This is a genomic window from Enterobacter sp. C6 (assembly GCF_008122455.1).
Lineage (GTDB): Bacteria > Pseudomonadota > Gammaproteobacteria > Enterobacterales > Enterobacteriaceae > Enterobacter > Enterobacter pseudoroggenkampii.
The window spans coordinates 14,911-37,772 of the sequence record NZ_QPFW01000217.1 but is presented as its reverse complement, the minus strand read 5'-3'; the positions used below and the strand labels follow the sequence as shown (position 1 = coordinate 37,772).

Annotated in this window: 30 protein-coding genes; 16 read left to right on the top strand and 14 right to left on the bottom strand. The window is 54.4% G+C overall.

All coding sequences use genetic code 11. The annotated features are described in order from the left end of the window. The 3 genes from DOU50_RS11710 to DOU50_RS11700 form a co-directional block, all read right to left on the bottom strand. On the bottom strand, window positions 1-136 hold a 136-nt coding region (locus tag DOU50_RS11710), incomplete at its 3' end, for an FAD-dependent oxidoreductase (protein WP_148769436.1). Next, window positions 133-852: an SDR family NAD(P)-dependent oxidoreductase gene (locus DOU50_RS11705; protein ID WP_148769435.1), complete on the bottom strand. Its 720-nt coding sequence runs from the start codon at window positions 850-852 to the stop codon at window positions 133-135. The genes DOU50_RS11705 and DOU50_RS11710, both read right to left, overlap by 4 nt. After that, on the bottom strand, window positions 849-1,283 hold the full coding sequence (locus tag DOU50_RS11700) for a nuclear transport factor 2 family protein (protein WP_148769434.1): 435 nt from the start codon (window positions 1,281-1,283) through the stop codon (window positions 849-851). Before DOU50_RS11700 ends, DOU50_RS11705 begins: the two co-directional genes overlap by 4 nt. A gap of 256 nt (window positions 1,284-1,539) precedes the next feature. Here DOU50_RS11700 and DOU50_RS11695 point away from each other — a divergent pair, with 256 nt between their 5' ends. Both DOU50_RS11695 and DOU50_RS11690 read left to right on the top strand, forming a co-directional pair. After that, on the top strand, window positions 1,540-1,737 hold the full coding sequence (locus DOU50_RS11695; RefSeq protein ID WP_024908361.1) for a hypothetical protein: 198 nt from the start codon (window positions 1,540-1,542) through the stop codon (window positions 1,735-1,737). 1 nt (window position 1,738) lies between these two features. Further along, window positions 1,739-2,521: a hypothetical protein gene (locus tag DOU50_RS11690; RefSeq protein WP_148769433.1), complete on the top strand. Its 783-nt coding sequence runs from the start codon at window positions 1,739-1,741 to the stop codon at window positions 2,519-2,521. Here DOU50_RS11690 and DOU50_RS11685 read toward each other — a convergent pair. Next, window positions 2,502-3,014, bottom strand: coding sequence for a GNAT family N-acetyltransferase (locus DOU50_RS11685; RefSeq protein ID WP_148769432.1), 513 nt, complete (start codon window positions 3,012-3,014; stop codon window positions 2,502-2,504). The genes DOU50_RS11690 and DOU50_RS11685 overlap by 20 nt on opposite strands. Before the next feature lie 239 nt (window positions 3,015-3,253). On the opposite strand from DOU50_RS11685, the gene DOU50_RS11680 reads away from it, so the two are divergent. Continuing rightward, complete coding sequence (locus tag DOU50_RS11680; protein ID WP_148769437.1) at window positions 3,254-3,796, top strand: phosphoglycerate mutase family protein; 543 nt, start codon at window positions 3,254-3,256, stop codon at window positions 3,794-3,796. Window positions 3,797-3,841: 45 nt separating this feature from the next. On the opposite strand, the gene DOU50_RS11675 is transcribed toward DOU50_RS11680, so the two are convergent. The 3 genes from DOU50_RS11675 to DOU50_RS11665 all read right to left on the bottom strand — a co-directional run bounded on the left by DOU50_RS11675 (window position 3,842) and on the right by DOU50_RS11665 (window position 6,326). After that, window positions 3,842-4,672: an oxidoreductase gene (locus DOU50_RS11675; RefSeq protein WP_148769431.1), complete on the bottom strand. Its 831-nt coding sequence runs from the start codon at window positions 4,670-4,672 to the stop codon at window positions 3,842-3,844. A 116-nt stretch (window positions 4,673-4,788) separates the two neighbouring features. Then, complete coding sequence (locus DOU50_RS11670) at window positions 4,789-5,796, bottom strand: AraC family transcriptional regulator (RefSeq protein WP_024908356.1); 1,008 nt, start codon at window positions 5,794-5,796, stop codon at window positions 4,789-4,791. Between the two features lie 38 nt (window positions 5,797-5,834). Further along, the gene (locus DOU50_RS11665) at window positions 5,835-6,326 is read right to left on the bottom strand and encodes an OsmC family protein (protein WP_148769430.1); all 492 of its coding nucleotides are present in this window, start codon (window positions 6,324-6,326) and stop codon (window positions 5,835-5,837) included. Window positions 6,327-6,446: 120 nt separating this feature from the next. On the opposite strand from DOU50_RS11665, the gene DOU50_RS11660 reads away from it, so the two are divergent. Further along, window positions 6,447-7,097 carry a GntR family transcriptional regulator gene (locus tag DOU50_RS11660; RefSeq protein WP_032647034.1) on the top strand — a complete coding sequence of 217 codons (651 nt, stop codon included), beginning with the start codon at window positions 6,447-6,449 and terminating at the stop codon, window positions 7,095-7,097. Here DOU50_RS11660 and DOU50_RS11655 read toward each other — a convergent pair. Further along, window positions 7,075-7,677 carry a TetR/AcrR family transcriptional regulator gene (locus DOU50_RS11655; RefSeq protein WP_148769429.1) on the bottom strand — a complete coding sequence of 201 codons (603 nt, stop codon included), beginning with the start codon at window positions 7,675-7,677 and terminating at the stop codon, window positions 7,075-7,077. The genes DOU50_RS11660 and DOU50_RS11655 overlap by 23 nt on opposite strands. 103 nt (window positions 7,678-7,780) lie before the next feature. Here DOU50_RS11655 and DOU50_RS11650 point away from each other — a divergent pair, with 103 nt between their 5' ends. Continuing rightward, window positions 7,781-8,248: a DUF1348 family protein gene (locus tag DOU50_RS11650; protein WP_032645324.1), complete on the top strand. Its 468-nt coding sequence runs from the start codon at window positions 7,781-7,783 to the stop codon at window positions 8,246-8,248. Window positions 8,249-8,287: 39 nt separating this feature from the next. Here the strand turns inward: DOU50_RS11650 and DOU50_RS11645 are convergent, their stop codons facing one another. The 3 genes from DOU50_RS11645 to DOU50_RS11635 form a co-directional block, all read right to left on the bottom strand. Continuing rightward, on the bottom strand, window positions 8,288-8,827 hold the full coding sequence (locus DOU50_RS11645) for an ester cyclase (RefSeq protein WP_148769428.1): 540 nt from the start codon (window positions 8,825-8,827) through the stop codon (window positions 8,288-8,290). A 64-nt stretch (window positions 8,828-8,891) separates the two neighbouring features. Then, window positions 8,892-9,611 carry an SDR family oxidoreductase gene (locus tag DOU50_RS11640; protein ID WP_061715230.1) on the bottom strand — a complete coding sequence of 240 codons (720 nt, stop codon included), beginning with the start codon at window positions 9,609-9,611 and terminating at the stop codon, window positions 8,892-8,894. Then, window positions 9,608-10,723, bottom strand: a complete 1,116-nt coding sequence (locus DOU50_RS11635) for an alkene reductase (protein ID WP_148769427.1) — start codon at window positions 10,721-10,723, stop codon at window positions 9,608-9,610. Before DOU50_RS11635 ends, DOU50_RS11640 begins: the two co-directional genes overlap by 4 nt. A 99-nt stretch (window positions 10,724-10,822) precedes the next feature. Here DOU50_RS11635 and DOU50_RS11630 point away from each other — a divergent pair, with 99 nt between their 5' ends. The 3 genes from DOU50_RS11630 (at window position 10,823) to DOU50_RS11620 (ending at window position 12,808) form a co-directional block, all read left to right on the top strand. Continuing rightward, window positions 10,823-11,734, top strand: a complete 912-nt coding sequence (locus DOU50_RS11630; protein ID WP_148769426.1) for a LysR family transcriptional regulator — start codon at window positions 10,823-10,825, stop codon at window positions 11,732-11,734. 57 nt (window positions 11,735-11,791) lie between these two features. Continuing rightward, window positions 11,792-12,391, top strand: a complete 600-nt coding sequence (locus DOU50_RS11625) for an HAD-IB family phosphatase (RefSeq protein ID WP_148769425.1) — start codon at window positions 11,792-11,794, stop codon at window positions 12,389-12,391. Window positions 12,392-12,493: 102 nt separating this feature from the next. After that, complete coding sequence (locus tag DOU50_RS11620; RefSeq protein WP_148769424.1) at window positions 12,494-12,808, top strand: PTS sugar transporter subunit IIB; 315 nt, start codon at window positions 12,494-12,496, stop codon at window positions 12,806-12,808. Window positions 12,809-12,841: 33 nt separating this feature from the next. Here the strand turns inward: DOU50_RS11620 and DOU50_RS11615 are convergent, their stop codons facing one another. Beyond that, the gene (locus tag DOU50_RS11615; protein ID WP_024908012.1) at window positions 12,842-13,210 is read right to left on the bottom strand and encodes a MerR family transcriptional regulator; all 369 of its coding nucleotides are present in this window, start codon (window positions 13,208-13,210) and stop codon (window positions 12,842-12,844) included. 96 nt (window positions 13,211-13,306) lie between these two features. Between DOU50_RS11615 and DOU50_RS23955 the strand changes: the two genes are divergently transcribed. The 8 genes from DOU50_RS23955 to DOU50_RS11580 all read left to right on the top strand — a co-directional run bounded on the left by DOU50_RS23955 (window position 13,307) and on the right by DOU50_RS11580 (window position 21,324). Beyond that, window positions 13,307-13,732, top strand: a complete 426-nt coding sequence (locus tag DOU50_RS23955) for an SDR family NAD(P)-dependent oxidoreductase (protein ID WP_265589646.1) — start codon at window positions 13,307-13,309, stop codon at window positions 13,730-13,732. After that, window positions 13,722-14,102, top strand: coding sequence for an SDR family NAD(P)-dependent oxidoreductase (locus DOU50_RS23950; RefSeq protein WP_265589645.1), 381 nt, complete (start codon window positions 13,722-13,724; stop codon window positions 14,100-14,102). Before DOU50_RS23955 ends, DOU50_RS23950 begins: the two co-directional genes overlap by 11 nt. Window positions 14,103-14,310: 208 nt before the next feature. Continuing rightward, window positions 14,311-14,925 (top strand): TetR/AcrR family transcriptional regulator, encoded by a 615-nt coding sequence (locus DOU50_RS11605; protein WP_148769423.1) that lies wholly within the window; start codon window positions 14,311-14,313, stop codon window positions 14,923-14,925. Between the two features lie 74 nt (window positions 14,926-14,999). Further along, on the top strand, window positions 15,000-16,109 hold the full coding sequence (locus DOU50_RS11600) for an efflux RND transporter periplasmic adaptor subunit (protein WP_032647017.1): 1,110 nt from the start codon (window positions 15,000-15,002) through the stop codon (window positions 16,107-16,109). Beyond that, window positions 16,106-19,195, top strand: a complete 3,090-nt coding sequence (locus tag DOU50_RS11595; RefSeq protein ID WP_148769422.1) for an efflux RND transporter permease subunit — start codon at window positions 16,106-16,108, stop codon at window positions 19,193-19,195. The genes DOU50_RS11600 and DOU50_RS11595 overlap by 4 nt, the downstream gene beginning before the upstream one ends. 34 nt (window positions 19,196-19,229) lie before the next feature. After that, window positions 19,230-19,823, top strand: coding sequence for a TetR/AcrR family transcriptional regulator (locus tag DOU50_RS11590; protein ID WP_024908017.1), 594 nt, complete (start codon window positions 19,230-19,232; stop codon window positions 19,821-19,823). 74 nt (window positions 19,824-19,897) lie between these two features. Then, window positions 19,898-20,497, top strand: coding sequence for an NAD(P)H-dependent oxidoreductase (locus DOU50_RS11585; protein WP_148769421.1), 600 nt, complete (start codon window positions 19,898-19,900; stop codon window positions 20,495-20,497). A 284-nt stretch (window positions 20,498-20,781) separates the two neighbouring features. Further along, the gene (locus tag DOU50_RS11580; RefSeq protein WP_148769420.1) at window positions 20,782-21,324 is read left to right on the top strand and encodes a cysteine hydrolase family protein; all 543 of its coding nucleotides are present in this window, start codon (window positions 20,782-20,784) and stop codon (window positions 21,322-21,324) included. Between the two features lie 63 nt (window positions 21,325-21,387). Here the strand turns inward: DOU50_RS11580 and DOU50_RS11575 are convergent, their stop codons facing one another. After that, complete coding sequence (locus DOU50_RS11575; protein ID WP_148769419.1) at window positions 21,388-21,864, bottom strand: WbuC family cupin fold metalloprotein; 477 nt, start codon at window positions 21,862-21,864, stop codon at window positions 21,388-21,390. 142 nt (window positions 21,865-22,006) lie between these two features. Continuing rightward, on the bottom strand, window positions 22,007-22,684 hold the full coding sequence (locus DOU50_RS11570; protein ID WP_090417083.1) for a DUF1963 domain-containing protein: 678 nt from the start codon (window positions 22,682-22,684) through the stop codon (window positions 22,007-22,009). Window positions 22,685-22,862: the final 178 nt, after the last annotated feature.

Below are 22,862 nucleotides of genomic sequence, written 5' to 3'. Positions count from 1 at the left end.
GCGTTGCCACGTCAACCGTTGCGGTATGGCCGCCCGGCGTGGCGCCTGCTTCAAACAGGGTTACCTGATGGTGCCCGGCCAGCCGCCAGGCGCAGGTCAGCCCGGCAATGCCGCTGCCGATAATCGCAATGTTCATGAACGCACCATCCTGCGCAGCAGCGCGCGCTGAAGAAACGCAGGCAGCCCGGAGAGCAGCCGCAAAATGAAGCCAAACCCGGACGGAAATGCAATATGCATTTTCCCAGCCGCCAGTCCGATACGGATCGCCTTGACCGCCTCGTCGACGGTCACCCTGCCCGGCATGGCAAAATCGTTTTTTTGCGTCAGGGGCGTATCGACAAAGCCCGGAGAGACAACCGTGACGGCAATCCCTTTTGGCTCCCAGTCCAGGCGCAAACTCTCGGCAAACCAGCTCAGCGCCGCTTTGGACGCGCCGTAGGCCTCTGCGCGGGGAAAAGGCAGCCAGTGAGCCATCGAACTCACCAGCACCACGCCGTTACCGGCAACCAGCTGCGGCTGGAGCGCCTCGAGGCAGTTCACCGGGCCAAGGAAATTGGTCGCCATCACCCGCTCCACCAGCGCCGCATCCACCACTCCACCGTCGAGGTATTCGCAGGTACCCGCGCAGAGAATAATCAGGTCGGCGTAGCTGCCGGTCAGCGCCTGGCGACAGGCGTCCCTGTCAGTCATATCGAACAGGCGAACGGTGAGATTGGGGCAGGTCTGATGCAGCGCTTCCAGACGCGCCGGGTCGCGCCCGCAGGCAATCACATGGTAGCCGTCAGCGGAAAAGGATTTTGCCAGCCCGGCGCCAATCCCCGAGCTTGCGCCGGTAATCAGCACCGTCTTCATGATTTCACCCTCCGCTTAACGCCGCGTACCGCCCAGCCCAGCAGAGGAAGATGTTCGTAGATCATCTCTCCCGCATCGTAGTAGTCCCGCTGACGCGTGATGAGATCGTTTTCCGTCTGCACCACTGAACATCCGGGCAGGTCGAGCGGTTCGCCCCCGGCAATGCGCGGATGCGACCAGTGCATCACCCAGGTGACAACAAACCGGTTCCCGCTGCACAGCGGCGGATCGATAGAAAAACGGCAGTTCTCAACGTTGGCCAGCAGATGGGTGAAGTAGCGCTGAAGCGCAAAGATACCGTTGTGCTCACCAAACGGATCGATAAGCGTGGCATTCGAATGATAAAGCCCCGCCAGCGCGGACGGCGGCTGGCTATCCAGTGCGGCGTAGTACTCGACAAACCGACTCACGACAGAGGGCAAAGTGCTCATGGGTCACATCCTGGCTGTAAACAACGTGGCGTAATCGCATAATTAAAACTTACACAATTAACGTTATTTGTCCAAGTTTGTGCAGATTTATTTTTTATTACCTATCAATATCAATAACTTGATAACTCAATCGCTTGACGATTTTGTAGACCGGGTAAGGCGTAGCCGCCACCCGGCTTTCACTTTCAGGTTATCCTTAAGGCAAATTTGTCGGTCTTCTTCCAGACTTATCCTTTTTATTCAAAAGGATGCCCGTATGAAACGTTTCTTCCTCTCCCTTTTCTCAAGCCCGGAATCCTTACTGCAGGTGATGAGTCAGCAGGAAATTATTGAAGCCGTGGAAGATGGCGATCGCATCATTATCGACCAGGACGGGAACGCCTCGGTGAACTACAAGAGCAACGAGGTGAGGCAGGATTTTCTGCGTCACGTCAACACGCTGAAGAGGGCCTGATATGGGAACGGCGATATTTATGGTGCTGATGGTCTGCGGGTACTGGTACACCAGCCGCGACCTGTCGACCCGCTTTAAAATCAAGCGTTCCTTCGGCTGGGATGTCTATTTTCTCGTTGCGCTTTACGGCTGTATTTTTGTTCTGCAGGGCGTGATTGCCACGGGGCTGCTCTGGCTGCTGCTGCTCGCCCTTTCCGCCGCCAACAACGCTTTTCACTTTGCCTCACCGAAATACACCGACTGGCAAATCGACTTTATGAACTGGAGCTTTTTAGGCATTCAGGCGCCGGTGGTGGTGATGCTGGCGTTTGCCATCCTGTTTTGCCTCTACCGCTCTAACTGGGCAGGCAGCGCCAGGCTGGACGGCGAGAGCCGGAAGAAGCTCTACAAACGCCTGGCGCAGTCGAGCGGTATCGAACAACTGCTGTACCAGTGTATGGAGCAAGGCGAGCTGGCGCAGGTCACGCTGCGCTCGAGGCGGATATACGTGGGTATGATCCACACCGCGACGCTGGAATATGAAAAAACGGCCAATATCGTGCTGATCCCAATGTTGAGCGGGTACAGAGACGCGAAGACGATGAACTTTCGCATCGAGAATAATTACAGCCGGTGGTATGCGGAGCATGACATTACGCTCGACTCGGAACCCCGCAGCGCCATGTCATTCCGCAAAGTGATTTTACTCAATCAAATTGAGAGCCTCTCGCTGTTCGATCCCGCCAGTGCCAGCGCGCTATCGCTGGCACAGCATGACACGCTGTCTAAAGAGGCATCCCCATAATCCTGAGTATGCTCTGCTGTGAGGCGGTTTCGAAAAGGACGCTCTTAACGCAGAGCATGCCCTGCTTCTGGTAGAACCGGTACGCTCCCGCGTTCTGCTCAAGCACTTCCAGCCAGAGGTAGTCTTTCCCCCTGCTCCGGGCCATGTCTGCGATGTTGTTGAACATCACCTGACCATAGTTCTTGCCGGTTGCGGCGGGATCAAGGTAGAGCTTGTTGAGGAGAACACCCTTCTTGTCCGTTTCTGGAAGCATGGCTTCCCAGGTCACTTTCATGAATCCCACTGGCCGATCGGTCTCTGCAACATACCAGGAAACCGCGTTATCTTTCAGGCTCTGTTCAACTACAGAAAGCTCGTACTCTCCGTGCAGAAAATCCTTCATCTCTGCCTCTGACACCCACAGATGCTGAAAATGGGCGGGATAGATGCGATATCCCAGCTCGCTTAACAGCGTTGAATCGGCCCCGGTGGCCTGTCGAATTCGAAGAGACATGGAGGGTATCCTTACTAACCGCTTTAGGTGTGATGCCGTGCGAAACGAGAACGACAAAAACAGTTACATTCTTGCCGCATATATTATTGCGGTGAACGACGTTAAGTACAGCCCGCGTGTTATGGATCTCGCCCGACACACCAAAACGGGTGGGTGAAAACCCTCACCCGATCGCGCTAGTCTGCCTGTGTTGAATGGATGACCAGGACTAGCGATTAGAACGTATGGAAATTATTTTGATGCGGCATGGAGAACCCCATTACAGGGGGGCGCCAAGGGTCTCGTACAGGGAAATGACCGAATGGATCGACAGCTATAACCTCTCTTCGACGGGCAGCGACAGGCCGCCTGAAAGGGCTCAAATTCAGGCGTACCGTGCGCTCACGTTTCTCAGCAGCCCTCTCCCGCGAGCCCTTTCATCGCTGAAAACGCTGGGGTGTGAACCGGGCTTAATTGATGAGGTTTTTCGGGAAGCAGAGCTGCCGGTGTTCCGTATTCCAGGGTTACGACTATCGCCTTTTTACTGGGCAGCGCTGTTTCGCGTTCTTTGGCTCTGCGGCCTGTCTGGCGAGGCAGAGTGCGTGAGCGTCGCAAAAGAACGTGCCGTTAAAGCGGCAGAAATCCTGGTGAATGTCGCGAAGGACTCTGATGGCCCCGTCTTGCTCATGGGGCACGGAATGATCAATCGGTTTATTGCGAAGGAACTGATCGCATCAGGCTGGAAAGAACAGACTTCCCCGGGTACCGGTTACTGGGGAGCGGGGGTTTACAGCCTTGCGTAAGGGCACATATTGACACCGAGGATTTTTTCATCCTCGGTGCCTGGGTCATAGCGTCTGGCCAAGAATAACGCGATCGAACAGACGGTCTCCCAGCCAGAGACGCATGCGGATGAGCATCTTTGCATACTTGCCGGCTGCATAGCGTGTACGCGGATGAGGGCTTTTAACGGCGCGGGCAACCACGCCCGCAATCACCTTCGGGTCGCTGCCTCTGCCATTCCCGTATGCATTTTTGACCGATTTAGCCACCTTCTCCACGAGGCGAGCGTAAGGGCCATTTGCTGAACGTTTAACTATATTGCCGCTGACCACGTCACCAAAGCCTGTCTCGATTAAACCCGGTTCAACAATCACAACCTTAATGCCAAATTCAGCCACTTCAAGACGCAGACAGTCAGACCATCCCTCAAGCGCATGTTTCGTTGCGTGATACCAGGCTCCCAGAAGGGTGTAAATCTTACCCCCCATAGAGGTGATATTAATAATGTAACCGCTGCGTCTGGCACGCATGGCCGGGATCAGCAGTTGCGTAAGGCGGGCCGCACCAAACACGTTAACCTCAAACTGATAGCGAGCTTCATCAATACCGATCTCTTCTACCGGTCCATAGAGCCCAAAACCCGCGTTGTTGACCAGTACGTCAACCCCACCTGTCTGCGACATGATGGTATTCACTGCAGCCAAAATGTCTTCATCACATGAGATATCCATCCGCAGAGGGTACGCGCCAAGCTGGGCGAGATCGTGCATTTTCTCAACGCTACGGGCAGCAGCGTAAACCTGATAGCCATCCTGAATGAGACGACGGGCGATGGCTTTGCCCATACCTGACGATGCACCGGTGACCAGCGCAGTTTTTTTGTCCTGAGTAAACATAGATACCTCGGTGAGTAGACTGTGGCTAGTTTGCTCTCCTTCGACCTCATGTTAACTAGCGTATCGCGCCATATGACTCGCAAACTGCGCCATCAGAGCGATACATACGCACGTGTTTACTCAAGACGCATGGCTGTCCTGGCCGCTTCTGGAGTCTGGCCCGTCCAGGTCATAAATGCGCGATAGAATGAGTTAGGATCTTCGAAACCCAGCAAAAACGCGATCTCATACCCGGAAAGACGCGTATTGCGAAGATAATGACGGGCCAGGTGTTCGCGACACGCGTTGACAAGGTTGCGAAAGTTTTCCCCTTCCTGCTCAAGCCTGCGCTGCAGCGTGCGTTTGCTCATTCCCAGACGCTCCGCCGCTTTTTCAATAGTCGCTTCGTTACCGGGAATAAGCTCCAGGAGTACCGCTCGTACGCGCTCGGCGGTTGAAGCCCGTTCATTTAACTGACCGAGACGACGCTGCAGTTCCGGTTCAAATACCTGCCACATCCCCTCATTGACCGTTAAAAAGGGTCGAAGCGCATCGGCTGCGGAAAAGCTGATGGCGGGCTGTTCTCCGTATTGCACATCAGCACCAAAGAAACGCGAAAAGTGGCTGTTCTGAACCGATGACGGTAGCGCAGAAACGCAGATCCGTAAGGGGTTAACCGGTTCGCGAGTTCCCAGCCGCAGAAGCTTGAGCAGGAAGCCCAGCTCTGCCACCTGGAGAAACGGCGGAATAGTTGTCGCAAAAAGCCAACGCGGTGAGACGGTAAGGTTGCCGTTTTGGTCGACCGTTGTCTCCAGAACCATGGGAGCAATAAGCTGTTTATATCTGGCCAGACGCTGGACAGCCTGCATCATATTGCTGCTACACAGTGCGGCAAAAAGTGGCGGATCAAACACATCCGCAGAGATCAACTCAATGAGCGGGACGGGAAAGGCAGGATCGTTCGTTTCAGCCTCCAGCGCGTTCCAGAAGCGAATGTATTCACTCGTATCGAGTCCGCGCGTTTTTTGCAAAAAGAGATCGTCAGGTAATCCTGCCCTGCGGAGAATGCGTTCTGGCTCAAGCCCCGCGTCTTTCAGCAGCGTTTTCCAGCTTATATCGAGAGCGAAAGTACGGTTAGAAGCCATTTGCTCATTCCCGGTTGAAGGTTATGTAACGCTTAGCGTTATTGTTCATCGACGGATGAACGGGCGCTATGCAGTATGGTTGGCTGGCAGGTCACCGGGAAATTCAGTGAGTTAGCAATAAAGCAAAGCTCATGCGCGCGGTGATGAAGTGCCACAGCGCGATCGATATCATCCCCTGGGCGAAGCGTGATTTGAGGCTTCAGGACTATAGAGGTGAAACCCCCCTTTTCTCCTTCGCGCATCGTTCCTTCCGCCCAGTCAATATAGGTATAAACGCTTATCCCCGCTTCCGCGCAAAGATGCAAATACCATAATTTGTGACAGGCAGAGGCTGACGCGACAAGAAGATCTTCAGGATTCCAGCATGATGCATCCCCCAGAAATGCAGGGTCTGATGAACCTGAAATCGGAGATTTATCACCCGCCGTGATGTCATAAAGACGATCGTAGGCTTTATAGGATTCCGTCCCCCGGCCTTTGTTCCCTTTCCACTCGACCTTAACCTGATAATGATGCTCACGATGGCTCATCTTGATGCTCCCGATAATGATATCCGATGGATTTTGCTGGGGATGCTTGTTCGCAATCACCTGTCTCGACGTAAGCTATCAGATGGTATACCATTATTCTATCTTTTCAGGAGAAACAGTATGCAACTTAACGCCCTTTCGACCCCGGACGTGCTCGCCAGTGAATTAAGAAAGATGATAAACAGCGGTCGTCTGCGTGATGGAGAGAGGCTTGTTGAAAGGGATCTTGCCAGTCATTTTTCTGTCAGCCGAATCCCAATGAGAGAAGCAATCAGGCAGCTTGAACGCGATGGGCTGGTGGAAATTTTCAGGAACCGCGGCGCTGTTGTCAGAACGCTTTCTGTTGATGATCTGGATGAGATTTACTCCCTGCGTGCCTTACTGGAAGGGGAAGCCGTCTTTCAAAGCGTGAAAAACCTGAGCTCTGATACGCTGGCGAGGGCCGAACTGACGCATACGCTTCTCGCCAGAACGACTGAATTTGACATGCAGGGCACACTTAACCGGGAGTTCCACGATCTTGTCTACAGTGGGTGCAAAAACCAACGCCTGCTGAGGCTGATTAATGATACCCGCAATCAGATAGAGCGGTATGAATACCTTCAGCGAAAGCTCCTTTCCGCAACACCGGTTTTTCAGGATGACCATGCAGGTATCCTTACAGCCTGCAGGGAACGGGATGCCGGGAATGCACGAGCTGAAGTCATGCGACATATTCTCAGTGCCGGAGAAATGCTTAAAACGTTTATCAGCCGTCGCGACGAAGGTTAAGGGGAAATCCCGTTAACCCGGCTAATGCCCGCTTCAACGGAGTGATGACATCATCCGTCTCCATGCCCATTTGCGCATGAATAATGGCACCGTCAATGAGCAGCATGATTTCATTGACGACGCGCTCATCCGCGATCTTCGTCAGCGACGCAATAATATTCTTTGTTTCGATTTTATGATCGCGACATATCTCTTTTATTTCGCTTTCAATATCTTCCGATTTTGCCTCAGCGCTAGCATTAATAAATGCGCAGCCGTGGAACTCAGGCGAAATAAACCATTCGTAAAGCGTTGCCGATATTGCATCAGAAGGTATTTCACCTTCATCAAGATGTCGACGCAGCGTGGTTTCAAACCAGCCAATCCATATTTCGTGCCGATAGCGCAGATAGGCGAGAATAAGTAAACTTTTACTCGGAAAATGGCGATAAAACGTCACCTTGGTCACCTGCGATGCTTTAATCAGCGTATCCACGCCCGTCGCCCTGAAGCCTGTGGAATAAAACAGATCGTGCGCCGTAAGTAATATCTTATCTCTGACGCTGATTTTGGTATCGTTGCCTGCGGATTCTGTTTTCACTTTTGGGTAGCCTCAAAACGGATGTTGACAGCGTTATTTTACAGGCATAGATTACCGCATGTAGACAGATCTGTCTACATAATATAACACTGAGGTAATCGCCATGAACACACGTCCTCCTTTACCGCCCTTCACGCGTGAAAGCGCCATCGAAAAAGTCAGACTGGCAGAAGATGGCTGGAACAGTCGCGACCCGGCGAAAGTCGCGCTGGCCTATACGCTGGACACCCAATGGCGCAACCGCGCGGAGTTCGCCACTAACCGTGAAGAAGCCCGGGCATTTCTGGAGCGGAAATGGAAAAAAGAGCTGGACTATCGTCTGATTAAAGAACTCTGGGCATTTACGGATAACCGCATCGCGGTGCGCTATGCCTATGAATGGCATGATGATTCCGGCAACTGGTTCCGCTCGTATGGCAATGAAAACTGGGAGTTTGAGCCGGACGGGTTGATGAAGCGACGCTTTGCCTGCGTAAACGATATGCCAATAAAAGAATCCGAGCGGCTGTTCCACTGGCCGCTGGGCAGACGCCCGGACGATCACCCTTCGCTGAGCGATCTTGGCTTATAGGATTTTCGCATCACTCCGGGCCGCCCCGGAGTGATGAATTTACAGGGCGCCCAGCTGTTTCATCAGCGTCAGGTTGTCCTCAATATGCCAGTTAGCCGCAATCTTGCCGTCAGCGATCTCATAAATATCCGTGGCGATAAAATCTATTTTCTGCCCCTTTCCCTTCAGCTTGCCAAATGTCCCGGTGAAGGTGCCGTGAAAATGTAAATGCGAGACCACGCGATTGCCTGAAATAATCATTTGCTCAACGTCGCAGCGTAAATCAGGCACGGCTGTACGAAACGCACGGGAGGCTAAAATAGCGCCTTCGGGACCTTGCTTACGACCTTCCGGAGGCGTTTTATCGATGAAATTCACTGCCAGCGCATCACGCGCCAGGGACTCTTCTCCCGTATTCCAGAACGTTGCATATTCTCTGGCAACGGCTTCATTCGCCCTTAATTGCGCCTGGGGCAGGCTCTTATCAACAATAAGCTGTTTCGGTGGAAGCCATTCCAGCTGCGCCGAAAATGCGGTGCCGGACAGACCGGCAAGAATAAGCATCGCCACAGCTGGACGAAAACACGTCGAATATTTCATGATATTTCTCAATAGAGTATTACATTACCCGCAGTCGATTTCCTGCGGTTCAAATCCGCGAGGGTCAGTTAATTAACGCCCCGCCCTCAATATCAATGATCGACCCCGTGACAAAGGGATTATCAATGGCGAAAAGATACCCTTGCGCGATGTCCTCCGCCCTTCCCCAGGCTTTGGCTGGCAGGGTTTCCGCCGCACCGGCGAGCATTTTTTCCCGCGCGGCGGAGTCCATGCCCGCGTACGCTTCCGTGTCGGTCAGCCCCGGACTCACGACGTTGACGCGCAGCGGTGAAAGCTCTTTCGCCAGCACTTTTGTCGCGGCCTCAATCGCGGCATTCATCGTCGTTTTAACAATGGCACCCGCTACGGTGCGACGCGCCACGAACCCGCTGGTGAACGTCAGCGTACCGCGGGGAGCGATGTTCCCGCTGAGATAGCGGGCGACATTGATGCTTCCCCAGAATTTTGTATCAAAGGCCAGCCTTGCAGCGCGGAGATCAAGCCCGGAAAGAAGCCCTCCCGGAGCCTGTGAACCTGCGGTAACGACGATATTATTGACCTCACCCAGCGTTTCACCGAGCGCGACAAGCTCTGCCTCACGGCTGATATCCAGCACGAGGGTGTGAACAGAGGCGGCGTGGGTGCTCAGCCGCTGCCGCGCAGCGTTCAGCTTCGCGCCGTCGCGGCCCGCAAGAATAATTTCCTCGCCTCGCCCGGCAAGCAGGCTGCCCACGGCGAAACCGATGCCGGACGCGCCGCCGATAATTAAGGTTTTACGGGTCATAACGTTTCCTCCTGCAGGATGTAAATGGGGTAATCGGTATAGCCCGTCGCGGTGCCGCCAAACAGCGTGGCGGGGTCGCGCACCTGGGCCAGAGGCAGGTGGTGCGCCAGCCGGTGCGGTAAATCCGGGTTGGCAATAAACGGTCGTCCGAAGGCAATCAAATCGGCATAGCCGGCAGCAAGGATCTTTTCCGCTTTTTCAAGGTCATAGTTACCCGCAACGATAAGGGTTCCGCTAAACGTCTCGCGAAGCGATCGACGGAACTGTTCAGGTACCTGCGGCGCATCGTCCCAGTCGGCTTCCGCCAGGTGGATGAAAGCAATGCCTTTTTGCTCACACCAGGCCGCGAGCGCGAGTATGGCTTCCGTCACATGCGGATCGTTCATCCCGCGCTGGGTAATAAACGGGGAAAGGCGAATGCCCGTACGCTCGCGGCCAATGGCCTCAGCAATGGCGCTTAACACCTCCTGAGCAAAGCGGATCCGGTTCTCCAGCGTGCCGCCGTACTCATCCGTGCGTTTATTGGATGTCTGACGCAGAAACTGGTCGATCAGATAGCCGTTTCCGCCGTGGATCTCCACGCCATCAAACCCGGCCTGGACGGCATTCAGTGCCGCCTGACGATAGTCCGCAACGATGCTGTGAATCTCCTTGCGCGAGAGCGTTCTCGGCTGCGGACAGTCAACCATCTGGCCTTCCCCCTGTTCATTCACCACCCACACCTGCGCGTCCGGCGCCAGTGCTGACGGCGCAACGGGCTGACCATTCTGATGAAAACGGGTGTGCGACATTCGCCCCACGTGCCAGAGCTGAGAGAAAATAACCCCGCCCGCCTGATGCACGGCACCCGTCGTGAGCTGCCATCCTGAAACCTGCTCCGGCGAATGGATGCCGGGTGTCCATGAGTATCCCTGGCCCTGAGGCGAGATCTGCGTGGCTTCCGTGATGATTAATCCGGCGCTGGCCCGCTGCCGGTAATACTCTGCCATCAGCGTGGAGGGAATATTGCCCGGCTGAAGGGAGCGTGCGCGGGTCATCGGCGCCATGACGATACGGTTTTTCAGGTCTTGCTGCCCCAGCCTGTAGCGTTCAAAAAGTGAGGTACGTTGCATGTTTTCATCCCTTATGGTTTGGATGAAATCACTTTACAGACGGCATCTTGTTTTGATAATTACGCTAAAAGCAGATGCACTTTTCGGAAAATATGAATAATGGGCAAACTCGAAGACATGGCATTACTGGTTGAAGTGGCCGAGGCTGGCGGTCTTTCTGCCGCCGGACGACGCCTGTCGCTTTCCCCCGCCACCATGACGGCCAGGCTGAAGGCGATTGAGGAGCGTTACCAGACCCGTCTGTTTCACCGCTCAACGCGGTCCATCACGCTGACCCGCGCCGGGGAAGAGTTTTACCATGCCGCGCTTCGCGTGCTGGAGGAGGTGCATCACGCCGAGTCGTTACTGACGCAAAAAGAAGGCGTGCTCAGCGGCAACATCCGCCTTTCTGCCCCCTCGGACTTTGGCAGACAGTATCTTAGCCCCGCCGTCGTGGAATTCTCCCGACGCCATCCTGACGTTAAATTTTTCATCTCGTTAAAAGAACACGTTGAGGACCTGGTCGCTAACCGGCTGGATATGAGCGTGCGTTTCGGCAACCTGCCGGACAGCAGCCTTGTCGTCAGAAACATCCGCCCGAACCATCGGGTACTGGTCGCCTCCGGGGGGTACCTTAACGAACGCGGCATCCCCGCCACGTTTGCAGATGTGGCTCAGCATCGGTGCCTGGCACTTGAGTCTCAGGGTGTGGTGATGAACGAATGGCGCTTTGAAACCAATGGCGAAGAAAGCATTGTACGCGTAGAGCCTGCCATGGTGTGCGACGACGGAGCATTGCTTCGCCAGTGGGCGCTCAGCGGGGCTGGCATCGCGGGGAAATCGTGGTGGGATGTAAAAGACGATGTTGATACAGGCAGACTCACGGTACTGTTTGCCGACAGCTTCACCGGTTTTAGTCGGTACGATCGCAAAGATGTCGGGCTGCAGTTTGTTTACCCGCAGCGCAAGCTGCAGCCGCTTCAGGTCACTGCGTTTAGCCAGTTTTTTCTCGACTGGCTAAAAAAACAATAACGCAATAAACAGTGATACACTCGCCCGATATAACTCATTATCCCGTCTTAACGGCTTATGACTACAAATATTGCTTTTTTCGACTTCGATGGAACGATAACGTTTTCCGACACCTTCACCCCGTTTATTTATCGCTCTGTTGATGAAAAAACGCTACGGCGTGGAAAGCTGCGCCTTCTTCCCTACATCCTCGCCTATAAAATCGGTGCGTTGTCGGGGTCGGTTTTACGAAAAAAAGTGGTAAGAATAGCGTTAGCTGGCAAATCAGAAGCTGAATTAAAAAAGGCCGGGCTTTTCTACAGTAAAACCGAAATTCCTGCCCTGTTGCGGGAGAATGCCATGAAGAAAATCAGCTGGCATAAGTCTCAAGGGGATACGGTGGTAGTGGTCTCAGCCTCGCTTGATTTATACCTTAAACCGTGGTGCGAGCAGAATGGTCTGGAACTCTTATGCAGTGAAGTGGCATTTTCAGGTGGAAAAGCAACCGGAAAATACAAAAAGGGTGATTGCAGCGCCCGTTTAAAAAAAACGAAGATAATTGATCATTATGATTTATCTTCCTACAACGTCATCTATGCCTATGGCGATACGAAGGAAGATTTAGACATGCTCTCGCTTGCCTCGAAAAAATTTTATCAGTGGAAAGAGATGGCCTGACCCCGCCATGACATATTAATAAAACATCAAAATAAGAGATAGCGCGCATTTCGGTGACAACCTCAGGACTACTCTGGGAGTGGTTTTCAGGAGGTACAAAACATGAAAAAGCTTCTGATATGTTGTTTGTTTGGTAATACCGCAAACTCTCTCGCCAAAAAGATGCAGTTTCTGGCAGAACGTGAAGGCTATCCGCTGATGATTAGCGCTGTTGGGCTGGATAACTTCGCCAGTGTTGCTCCCGCTTTCGATGGTTTCCTCGTCGCACCGCACATTCAGTACAAACTCGATGAGATAAAAGAGACGGTGGGTAATACGCGTTCAATCGCCATTATTGAGAGCCTGCCCTATGCGTCCCTGGACGCGAAGAGGGTGTTGAATTTCGTGAAGGAACAGATGCCTGAACTGGCTGCGTGATAGATAAGGCCGCATCGGTTTTGCGGCCTCCGCTCAAAACTCATCGATACAAGGTTGACCAACCTTATTAATCGCATTGATTATCCTGGCTCTGAGTTCAATTAACGCCGCTTCTTTCTCTTCCAGCTGCTGCAGCTTGCGGCGCAGGGACGCTTGTTTTTGCTCAGCGGTAAATTTGTCGTCAATCCAGACAGCTAAAACCTCTGAGATTTCGGCTAAGGTAAAACCCAGCATTTTGGCATGCTTGATCATGTTTAAACGCTGTAAATCAACGGCGGAATAGACTTTGTAGTTATTGCTGCGATTAGGTTGCGGGATATTCTCTAATAGCCCTTGCCGCTCATAGTAACGCACCGTCTCTTTCGATAATCCCGTTTTCGCACACAGTTCACCAATTCGCATCGCGCCGCCCTCACCTTGTAAAAATCACGCTTGACCGTGTACCTAAGTGCACGGTTTATCCTGTGCGGCATACATTAGGGAAACGGGATTAAAAATATGAATTCTTTTGATTATACAGGAAAAACAGCGCTGGTTACCGGAGCGTCTTCGGGCATAGGTCGTGATTTTGCCAGGCAGCTCGCGGCCCGCGGCGTGGCCTTGATCCTGATAGCCCGCTCCGAACCAAAGCTGCAGGCGCTTGCCGCAGAGTTAGTCAGAAAGCATGGCGTATCCATCACGATTATTGTGCAGGATTTAGTGAAACCGGAAGCCATTCCCCACATTGTGGAACGGCTTGAAACCTTAAGGCGTTTCCCCGACATTCTGATCAACTGCGCCGGGTTCGCCACCTATGGGCCATTCGAAAAGCTGTCTATCGACAGGCAGCGTGATGAGATAAACGTGAACTGCCTGGCCCCTGTGGAGCTGACGCACGCCATGCTGCCGGGAATGCTCCAGAAAGGCTCGGGGCTTGATTATTAACGTGGCCTCAACGGCCGCGATGCAGCCGGATCCCTATATGGCGATTTATGGCGCAACCAAAGCCTTCCTGCTCTCGTTTTCGAATGCGCTGTGGGGGGAATATCGCTCAAAGGGCATCCGCGTTCTGGCGCTTTGCCCCGGCGCAACGGATACGGCCTTTTTTGATGTGGTGAATGCGGAGGAAGCCTCGGTAGGTAAAAGAATGCCCGCAGACAAGGTGGTCGCCCTGGCGCTAAAGGCCGTGGAGAGTAACCGTAGCACCCTGATTACCGGATGCGGTAACTGGCTTCTGGGGCAGCTACACCGGTTCGTGACGCGAAAGCGTCTGGTGCTCATCGTTGAAAAAATATTGCGTCCACGCTCGGCTTAAGCAAAAACGGCTCTGTTCAGTGCAAGGGAGTTGCGCTGAAATCCTCGCTTATCGCAGACAGATAGATGCCATAGTGCACGAAAAACAGTGATACACTTACCCCACCTGGTTGATCGTCCCGTCTGAAGGGCGCATGATGAATGACGGTAACCAAAGTACGAAATGGTCACTCGTTGTTAATCGTAGCCTGTCACGCTAAGCTTAAATAATGACTAAAAATATGAACCCCCCATCAGCACGTGGTCCACTTGACCACGCTGTCAGAGAGCAAATCGTCGAAGCCGCTTTTGAGCACTTCGGTCACTACGGCTATGAAAAAACCACCGTCGCCGAGCTGGCTAAATCCATCGGTTTTTCTAAGTCCTACATTTATAAGTTTTTCGATTCCAAACAGGCTATCGGCGAGGTGATCTGCGCTAACCGCCTGGAGTTGATCATGGCAGCGGTGCTTTCCGCCATCAAGGATGCGCCGTCAGCAAGCGAAAAATTACGCCGTCTTTTCAAAGCGCTCACCGAAGCGGGAAGCGAGCTGTTTTTCCACGACCGTAAGCTGTACGACATTGCCGCCGTCGCCGCACGCGAGCAGTGGCCGTCGACAGAACGGTATGCAGAAAGCCTGATGAAGCTAATTGAGAGCATCATTATCGAAGGCAGGGAGGCCGGAGAGTTTGAGAGAAAAACGCCGCTGGATGAGGTCGCACAGGCTATCCACATGGTGATGTGTCCTTTTATCAATCCCATCCAGCTACAGTACAACCTCGAAATGGCCCCCACCGCGGCGGTGCTTCTCTCTTCACTGATTTTAAGAAGCCTGGCCCCCTAAATTGTGACCATTGACATTTTTGGTCACTAGTCAGAGAATGCGGATACCGTCCTGCTACGTCAAAAAGGTTTCCCATGCTCAGGCTCACTTCAGCCCGCGTTGCCGTTTGTCTCCTGCCGTTTGCCCTGGTGGCATGCGGCGATATTTCCGCGAGTGACGATCCGCGCACAAAGCCACCGCTCGTCAGATCCGCTTCCGTCGAGCTTGCGAACAATACCGCCCGCGCCTTCACGGGCGTTGTGGTCGCGAGAACGCAAAGCGATTTGGGTTTCAGGGTTCAGGGAAAAATCCTTGAGCGACTGGTTGATACGGGACAGACCGTCAAACAGGGCCAGCCCTTACTGCGCCTGGATCCCGTTGACCTGAAATTACAGGCTCAGGCGCAGCAGCGCGCGGTAGATGCTGCCCAGGCGCGCGCGCGAAAAGCCTCCAGCGATGAAGCGCGCTATCGCGGCCTTGTGGCATCCGGCGCCGTATCTGCCTCGGAGTATGACCAGATCAAAGCGGCGGCCGATACGGCCAGGGCCGATCTCAGCGCCGCCCGGGCACAGGCCAACGTGGCGCAAAACGCCACGGGCTATGCCGTACTGCTGGCGGATTCAGACGGCGTGGTCATGGAGACGCTCGCCGAGCCGGGTCAGGTCGTCAGTGCCGGACAGGTGGTGATCAGGCTCGCCAGAGCGGGACAACGCGAAGCGCTCGTGCAGCTTCCGGAAACGCTGCGCCCTGCCGTCGGCAGCGAGGCGCAGGCCACCCTTTATGGCAAAGAAGAAAACCCGGTCACCGCAACGCTGCGCCTGCTGTCTGACTCTGCCGATGCCGCGACCCGCACTTATGAAGCCCGCTACGTGCTGGATGGCCTGCTGGCAAACGCGCCGCTGGGGGCGACCGTCACGCTGAACATTCAGGACAATAAAGCGGAAGGTCAGGTCATGCAGGTCCCGCTGGCTTCACTCTATGATGCAGGAAAAGGTCCCGGGGTCTGGCGTATTTCCGCCCAGCCGGCAAAAGTCGCATGGACGCCCGTCAAGGTACTGAGCGTGGGTGAAGATGCGGTGCAGGTTACGGGCGGCGTGAAGCCCGGTGAGAAAATTGTTGCGTTAGGCGCCCATCTTCTGCACGAAGGTGAGGTCGTCAGGCTTGCTAAACAACGCAATGCCGCCCTGACGGAGAACACGCCATGAGCGGAAGCCGCTTCAACCTGTCAGCGCTGGCCGTCCGCGAACGTTCCATCACGCTGTTTCTGATCGTTCTGGTCACGATTGCCGGAATTTACGCCTTCTTTGGGCTCGGACGCGCGGAAGATCCGCCCTTCACGGTAAAGCAAATGACGGTGATAACCGTCTGGCCTGGCGCCACCGCGCAGGAGATCCAGGATCAGGTCGCCGAACCGCTGGAAAAGCGCCTGCAGGAGCTCAAATGGTATGACCGTACCGAAACCTATACCCGTCCCGGCATGGCGTTTATCACATTGTCATTGCAGGACAAGACCCCGCCTGCCGAAGTGCAGGAGGAGTTCTATCAGGCGCGTAAGAAGCTTGGAGATGAATCTCAACGTCTTCCGGCGGGCGTCATCGGCCCGATGATCAATGACGAATTCTCGGATGTCACCTTTGCCCTCTTTGCCCTGAAAGCGAAAGGCGAACCGCAGCGGCAGCTGGTACGTGATGCCGAAGGCCTGCGCCAGCAGCTTCTGCACGTTCCCGGCGTGAAGAAAGTGAACATTATCGGCGAACAGGCCGAGCGGATTTATATCTCCTTCTCCCATGACCGTCTGGCGACGATAGGGCTCTCACCCCAGGATATTTTCAATGCGCTCAACAGCCAGAACGCGTTGACCGCGGCGGGTTCCATTGAGACCCGAGGCGCGCAAATTTTTATCCGCCTGGACGGCGCGTTCGATGAACTGCAGAAAATCCGCGATACGCCTTTTGTTGCTCAGGGCAAAACGCTCAAGCTGTCCGACGTGGCAACGGTTGAGCGAGGCTACGAAGATCCCCCGACGATGCTGATACGTAATCAGCATGAACCCGCCCTTCTGCTGGGCATCGTGATGCGCGAAGGCTGGAACGGTCTGGCGCTGGGTAAAGCGCTGGATGCGGAAACGGCAAAAATCAATGATAGCCTGCCGCTTGGCATGTCCCTGACCAAAGTCACCGACCAGTCCGTGAATATTCGCTCGTCGGTCGATGAGTTTATGATCAAATTCTTCGTCGCCCTGCTTGTGGTCATGGTGGTGTGTTTTGTCAGCATGGGCTGGCGCGTGGGGGTGGTGGTTGCGGCGGCGGTCCCGCTGACGCTGGCGGTCGTCTTCGTGGTGATGGAAGCCGCGGGAATAAACTTTGACCGCGTGACATTGGGCTCCCTGATCCTCGCCCTCGGCCTGCTGGTTGACGATGCGATTATCGCTATCGAAATGATGGTGGTAAAAATGGAGGAAGGTTACGACAGAATCAAAGCCTCGGCCTTCGCCTGGAGCCATACCGCCGCGCCCATGCTGGCCGGAACCCTGGTGACGGCCATTGGCTTTATGCCGAATGGTTTTGCCCAGTCGACCGCCGGGGAATACACCAGCAATATGTTCTGGATTGTCGGCCTCGCCCTGATTGCATCGTGGTTTGTCGCGGTGGTGTTCACGCCCTATCTTGGGGTGAAGATCCTGCCGGCGATCCCCAAAGTAGAAGGCGGTCATGCCGCCATCTATAACACGCCTCGCTATAACCGTTTTCGCCAGCTGCTTGGCCGCGTTATCGCCAGGAAATGGCGGGTGGCCGGCGCTGTGGTCGCCATATTCATCCTGGCCGTGCTCGGCATGGGGCTGGTAAAAAAACAATTTTTCCCGACCTCCGATCGCCCGGAAGTGCTGGTTGAAGTGCAGATGCCCTACGGCACCTCGATAGCGCAAACCAGCGCCGCAACGGCAAAAATAGAAGCGTGGCTGGGCCAGCAGCCTGAAGCCAGAATTGTTACCGCCTATATTGGTCAGGGTTCGCCCCGCTTTTATCTGGCGATGGCGCCTGAACTGCCCGATCCGTCTTTTGCGAAAATCGTGATCCTTACAGACAGCGAGACGTCACGCGAGGCGCTCAAGCTCCGGCTGAGAGAAGCGGTCGCCAACGGCCTTGCGCCTGAAGCGCGCGTGCGGGTGACCCAGCTGGTGTTTGGCCCTTACTCGCCCTTCCCGGTTGCCTGGCGCGTGACGGGTCCGGATGTCGAACAGGTGCATGACATCGCTGATAAGGTGAAAGCCGTGCTCCAGGCAAGCCCGATGATGAGAACCGTCAACACCGACTGGGGGTCACGCGTTCCCGTATTGCATTTCACCCTCGATCAAAACCGCCTGCAGGCGACCGGCTTAACCTCCAGTGCCGTTGCCGAGCAGCTTCAGTTCCTGCTGTCAGGTGTGCCCGTCACCTCCGTGCGGGAAGATATTCGCTCGGTAGAGGTGATTGGCCGCGCGGCGGGAGATATCCGTCTTGACCCGGCAAAAATCGAGGGCTTTACCCTTGTCGGCAATGCGGGACAGCGCGTTCCGCTGTCTCAAATCGGCAAGATTGAGATTGGTATGGAAGATCCGATCCTGCGTCGTCGCGATCGCACCCCGACGATAACCGTGCGGGGAGATATCGCTAACAATCTTCAACCACCGGATGTGTCGGTCGCCATCATGAAGCAGCTCCAGCCGATTGTTAATGCGCTGCCGGCCGGATACCGTATCGACATGGCGGGTTCGATTGAGGAATCGGGCAAAGCCACGCAGGCCATGTTGCCGCTGTTCCCGATCATGATTGCCCTGACGCTGCTGATCATCATTTTGCAGGTGCGCTCAATCTCAGCGATGGTGATGGTGTTCTTAACCGCTCCGCTGGGGCTGATTGGCGTGGTGCCTGTACTGTTGATTTTCAATCAGCCGTTTGGCATCAACGCGCTGGTCGGTTTGATCGCCCTTTCCGGCATTCTAATGCGCAATACGCTGATCCTGATCGGTCAAATCGATCATAACCAGAAGGACGGTCTCGAGCCGTTCCAGGCTGTGGTTGAAGCGACGGTCCAGCGCGCGCGCCCGGTCCTGCTTACCGCCATGGCCGCCGTGCTGGCGTTCATTCCCCTGACGCATTCAGTGTTCTGGGGCACGCTGGCCTGGACGCTGATCGGCGGGACGCTGGGCGGGACGATCATCACGCTCGTCTTCCTGCCCGCGATGTATGCGATATGGTTCCGGATCCGCCCTGTGGAACAACGCGTGCAGCGCCCCGCAGAAAGCGTGTAAACTACCATAAGTAGATAACAGTTTTGAGGAAAGTATGGTTGTTAAGCGCTTAAGAAAAGAGGACCGCCGCGTGCAGCTGCTCGAGGTTGCACGCGGAATCGTTCGCCAGCAAGGCACGGAGGCCTTGACGCTTGGCTACCTGGCCGAGCGGGCCAACGTGACCAAGCCTATCCCCTATGACCACTTTGGCGATCGTGAAGGGTTGCTGATGGCGCTGTACCAGGATTATAGCGATCGGCAGCTGGCGAAATTCCGTGAGACGCTGGCGGTCGACAGCAAAACGCTGGAAAAGACGATCCGCTTTTTCAGTGCCGCCTATATCGACTGTGCCATTACTGCCGGGCCTGAAACCGGGCCAATCGCGGCTGCGCTGTCCGGTTCCCACGCGTTGCAGACGTTTCGTGAGGCATGCGTGGCCGAATGTGCCGACTGCCTGCGTACCGCGCTTTCCCCTTTTATCGTCTTAAAAGGCGTTCAGGGGGAAGCGGTACTGACGGCCATCATTGGCGCGGCGGACGCGCTCAGCACCGCGGCGGGCAACGGCGTACTCGCCCGAAATATTGCGGAAGATATGCTCAGCGGCGCCATGACCGGCGTGCTGGAGACCTACGCGAATAGCACAAAATGATCGTCGGGGGCGGATTGACACCTAAGTTACCAATAGTAATATAGGTATCACTTCTCCCCCATTCTGAGGTCGCTATGTCTGCTATACCAGCCATTAATAACGCACTGATCGTGACGGCTCACCCTGTCGACAATTCATTATCCCATTCGCTGGCAACCCATATTGCCGGAAAATTACGCGAGCAAGGTACGCAGGTTGAAATCGCCGATCTGCATGCTGAAGGGTTTAATCCGGCCATGTCTCGCGCCGACCTTGATTTGTATCACGGCGATCCGAGCGCCCTTCCCGACGATATTCTGCGCGAGCAGCAGCGCGTCGAGCGAGCGGATATGCTGGTGTTTGTCTTCCCCGTGTACTGGTGGTCGGTCCCCGCGCTGTTGAAAGGCTGGTTCGATCGCGTATTAACCCTGAACTGGGCGTATAAGGTGGCCGACGACGGACGGATTGTGGGCAACTTACGGGATGTTCCCGTCCGCCTGATTGCCACTGGCGGCAGCGATCTCACCGGATTTGATAAACACGGCTATTCGACGGCGATTCAGACGCAGATTATCGAAGGCGTATTTGGCTTCTGCGGGTTGAAGAACGTTAAGCTCGATATCCTTTACCAGGCAGATACGGCGACGCCTGAGCAGGTTGAGGATTTCCTGAAAGGGCTCGGCAGTATTCAATAATATCATCCCGGCGCAACGCTAACGTTGCACCTACTGAAGTTGGTGTATTGAAGAGAATCTCTCACCAGCGCTATAACTGTACGCGATAGTTACGCTAACAGCGAAATAAACAAAGGTCATTGCATGTATCAGTCAGTTCAGCCAACAACCACGCTCACCACCACCGGAACCTTCGGCGGCGTGAGTGTATCTGTAGCAAACGACTGACAAACAGAACCTCAATCCCCGCCACTCTGGACGGGGAAATATCTCTCCGTTCACCACCCTCTGAATGGAGAAATAAAATGGTTTCGTCTGACAATGCACTCCTGGTTATCGACATGCAGCAGGGCCTCTTCCGGGGCCCGGTTTCCCCCTGTTCCGCCGATGCCGTTCTGGAAAATATCCGTTTGTTAATCACCCACGCGCGACGCGCGCAGGTGCCCATCTTTTTTGCCCGCCATATTGGACCAGACGACTCCCCGCTCTCAGAGAAGGGTCTGTTAACACAGCTGATACCCGAGCTGGACGTGAAGGAGCAGGATGTTGTTTTCACCAAGCGCTATCCCAGCTGTTTTAGGGATACGGTATTGCTGCGAGAACTTAATCAGCGAGGTGTCAAACAGCTGGTCATTGCCGGGATGAAAACTGAGTTTTGCGTTGATACGACCTGTCGGGCCGCACCGGAGCTGGGTTTCAGGACGGTATTGATTTCTGATGCGCATACCACAATGGATAATGACTATTTATCCGCCAGCGACATTATTGCCCATCACAACAGCACCCTGGCAGGTCCGTTCGTGACGCTGTCGACTGCCCGCGACTGGCATTTTAATAGGTCGAGTTGAGCTGGCGGGTTCGTCTCTCTCTTCCCCGGTGCGCCTTTGCGCGCCGGGGACATGAGTGCACAATTACAGGGAAAAACCACCGTCACCCACCTGCGCCTGAGCGTACCATTTCATCAACTCCGCGCTACCGGGTGCGTTCTCAGCCGGTGACCATGGGGCGGTATCGTGCTCAGGAACGGGCTGGTAGCCACCGTGTTTTACCTCAAAAATAACGCCGCCCTTATCCAGCGACAGCACGGCATGCCAGGTACCGGCATCCATCTCCAGCACTTTGCAGACTTCACCTAACACCACGCGCTGGGTCACGTTACCGCTGTCATCAAAATTCAACACCAGAAAGCGACCGCTCAGCGCCGTCAGCAGTTCAAACGTGTGCGGGTGGCGATGGGGACGAACATAGGTACCGGGTTCCATCGCGATGGCCAGGCGCTGCACCGGGTCGCTCAGCTCAGGGTGTAAATTACGATGGGCGCGTAAGCGAGGAGAATTTGCGGCCTGCTCGCTTTGTTGCTGCAGGTCACTGAAAGTAATTTGTTTCATATACACCTTTGTGAATGGGGTCATCTGACGGCAACCCGATTGCCGCAAGACGTTATACCATCCTGAACGGTTGATGGGCGATGGCATTTGTGAAACAAATCGCTGCATGGATAAGCTTTCATATCTCCCGGCAGGAGGATCATCAGTAGAACTGACATGAAAATCGCCATTCCCCTTCTGATGACCGGTGAAAGTAACCGATACCATTATCCGCCCACATCCAGTTTACTTTTTCTTCCGACCCAACCTGAAAAACAAAATCGTCGATTCCCACACCGTGTTGTATCTCAGCCGGAAATCCCCCGACCTTGGTTCCCCTGTAGCGATTAAAGTCCTCAAAAAAACTATCACAGGCCTGCTCATCATCATTTACGCAAGAGAGATCAATAATGTCCCAGGCATCTTCCCATCCAGGTGCATCGTCAATGACACTCAGCCATTGAACAGGAAACGCGCGATACGGAGTGTCCAATTCAGGCAATAACTGAAGCCCTTCAAGGGTGGCATACTCGCGGATTAACCATCCTTCACCGTGCGGTTCGTCAAAGGGATGTTGTTCCAAATTGTGGAATAACACCAGAAGGGCTATCCCCTTTAACTGGTCGGGAATAACAGGAAGCTCGTCGACCCGAATCTGAAGAAGCGGAAACATCGGCTTGCCCTTCCAGGTGGGTAATCCTTCATCTGCAAGAGAAACGCCCTTTAGAAACCAGGATGTCATGGGATCTTCAGACGGCCGGAACCCACCTACCTGCACGACCGATGCGGGTCTTAGTTTGGTCCGGAGTTCTTCTAAAACTGATGCACTCTCGAATTTCATGTTTGCTCGCTTTGTAGACTCTTTCTGCGTAGAAGTTTTACCACTCATTGTAAGGTAATCATCAGGCTCTAAGAAACGCATAGGATATTAAACCCTATGTTGAGTAAAACTCACATTGATTCCCACTATTTATCGTTTTTCAAAAGTGACGCCCCTGAAATACCATCCATTCATCCCT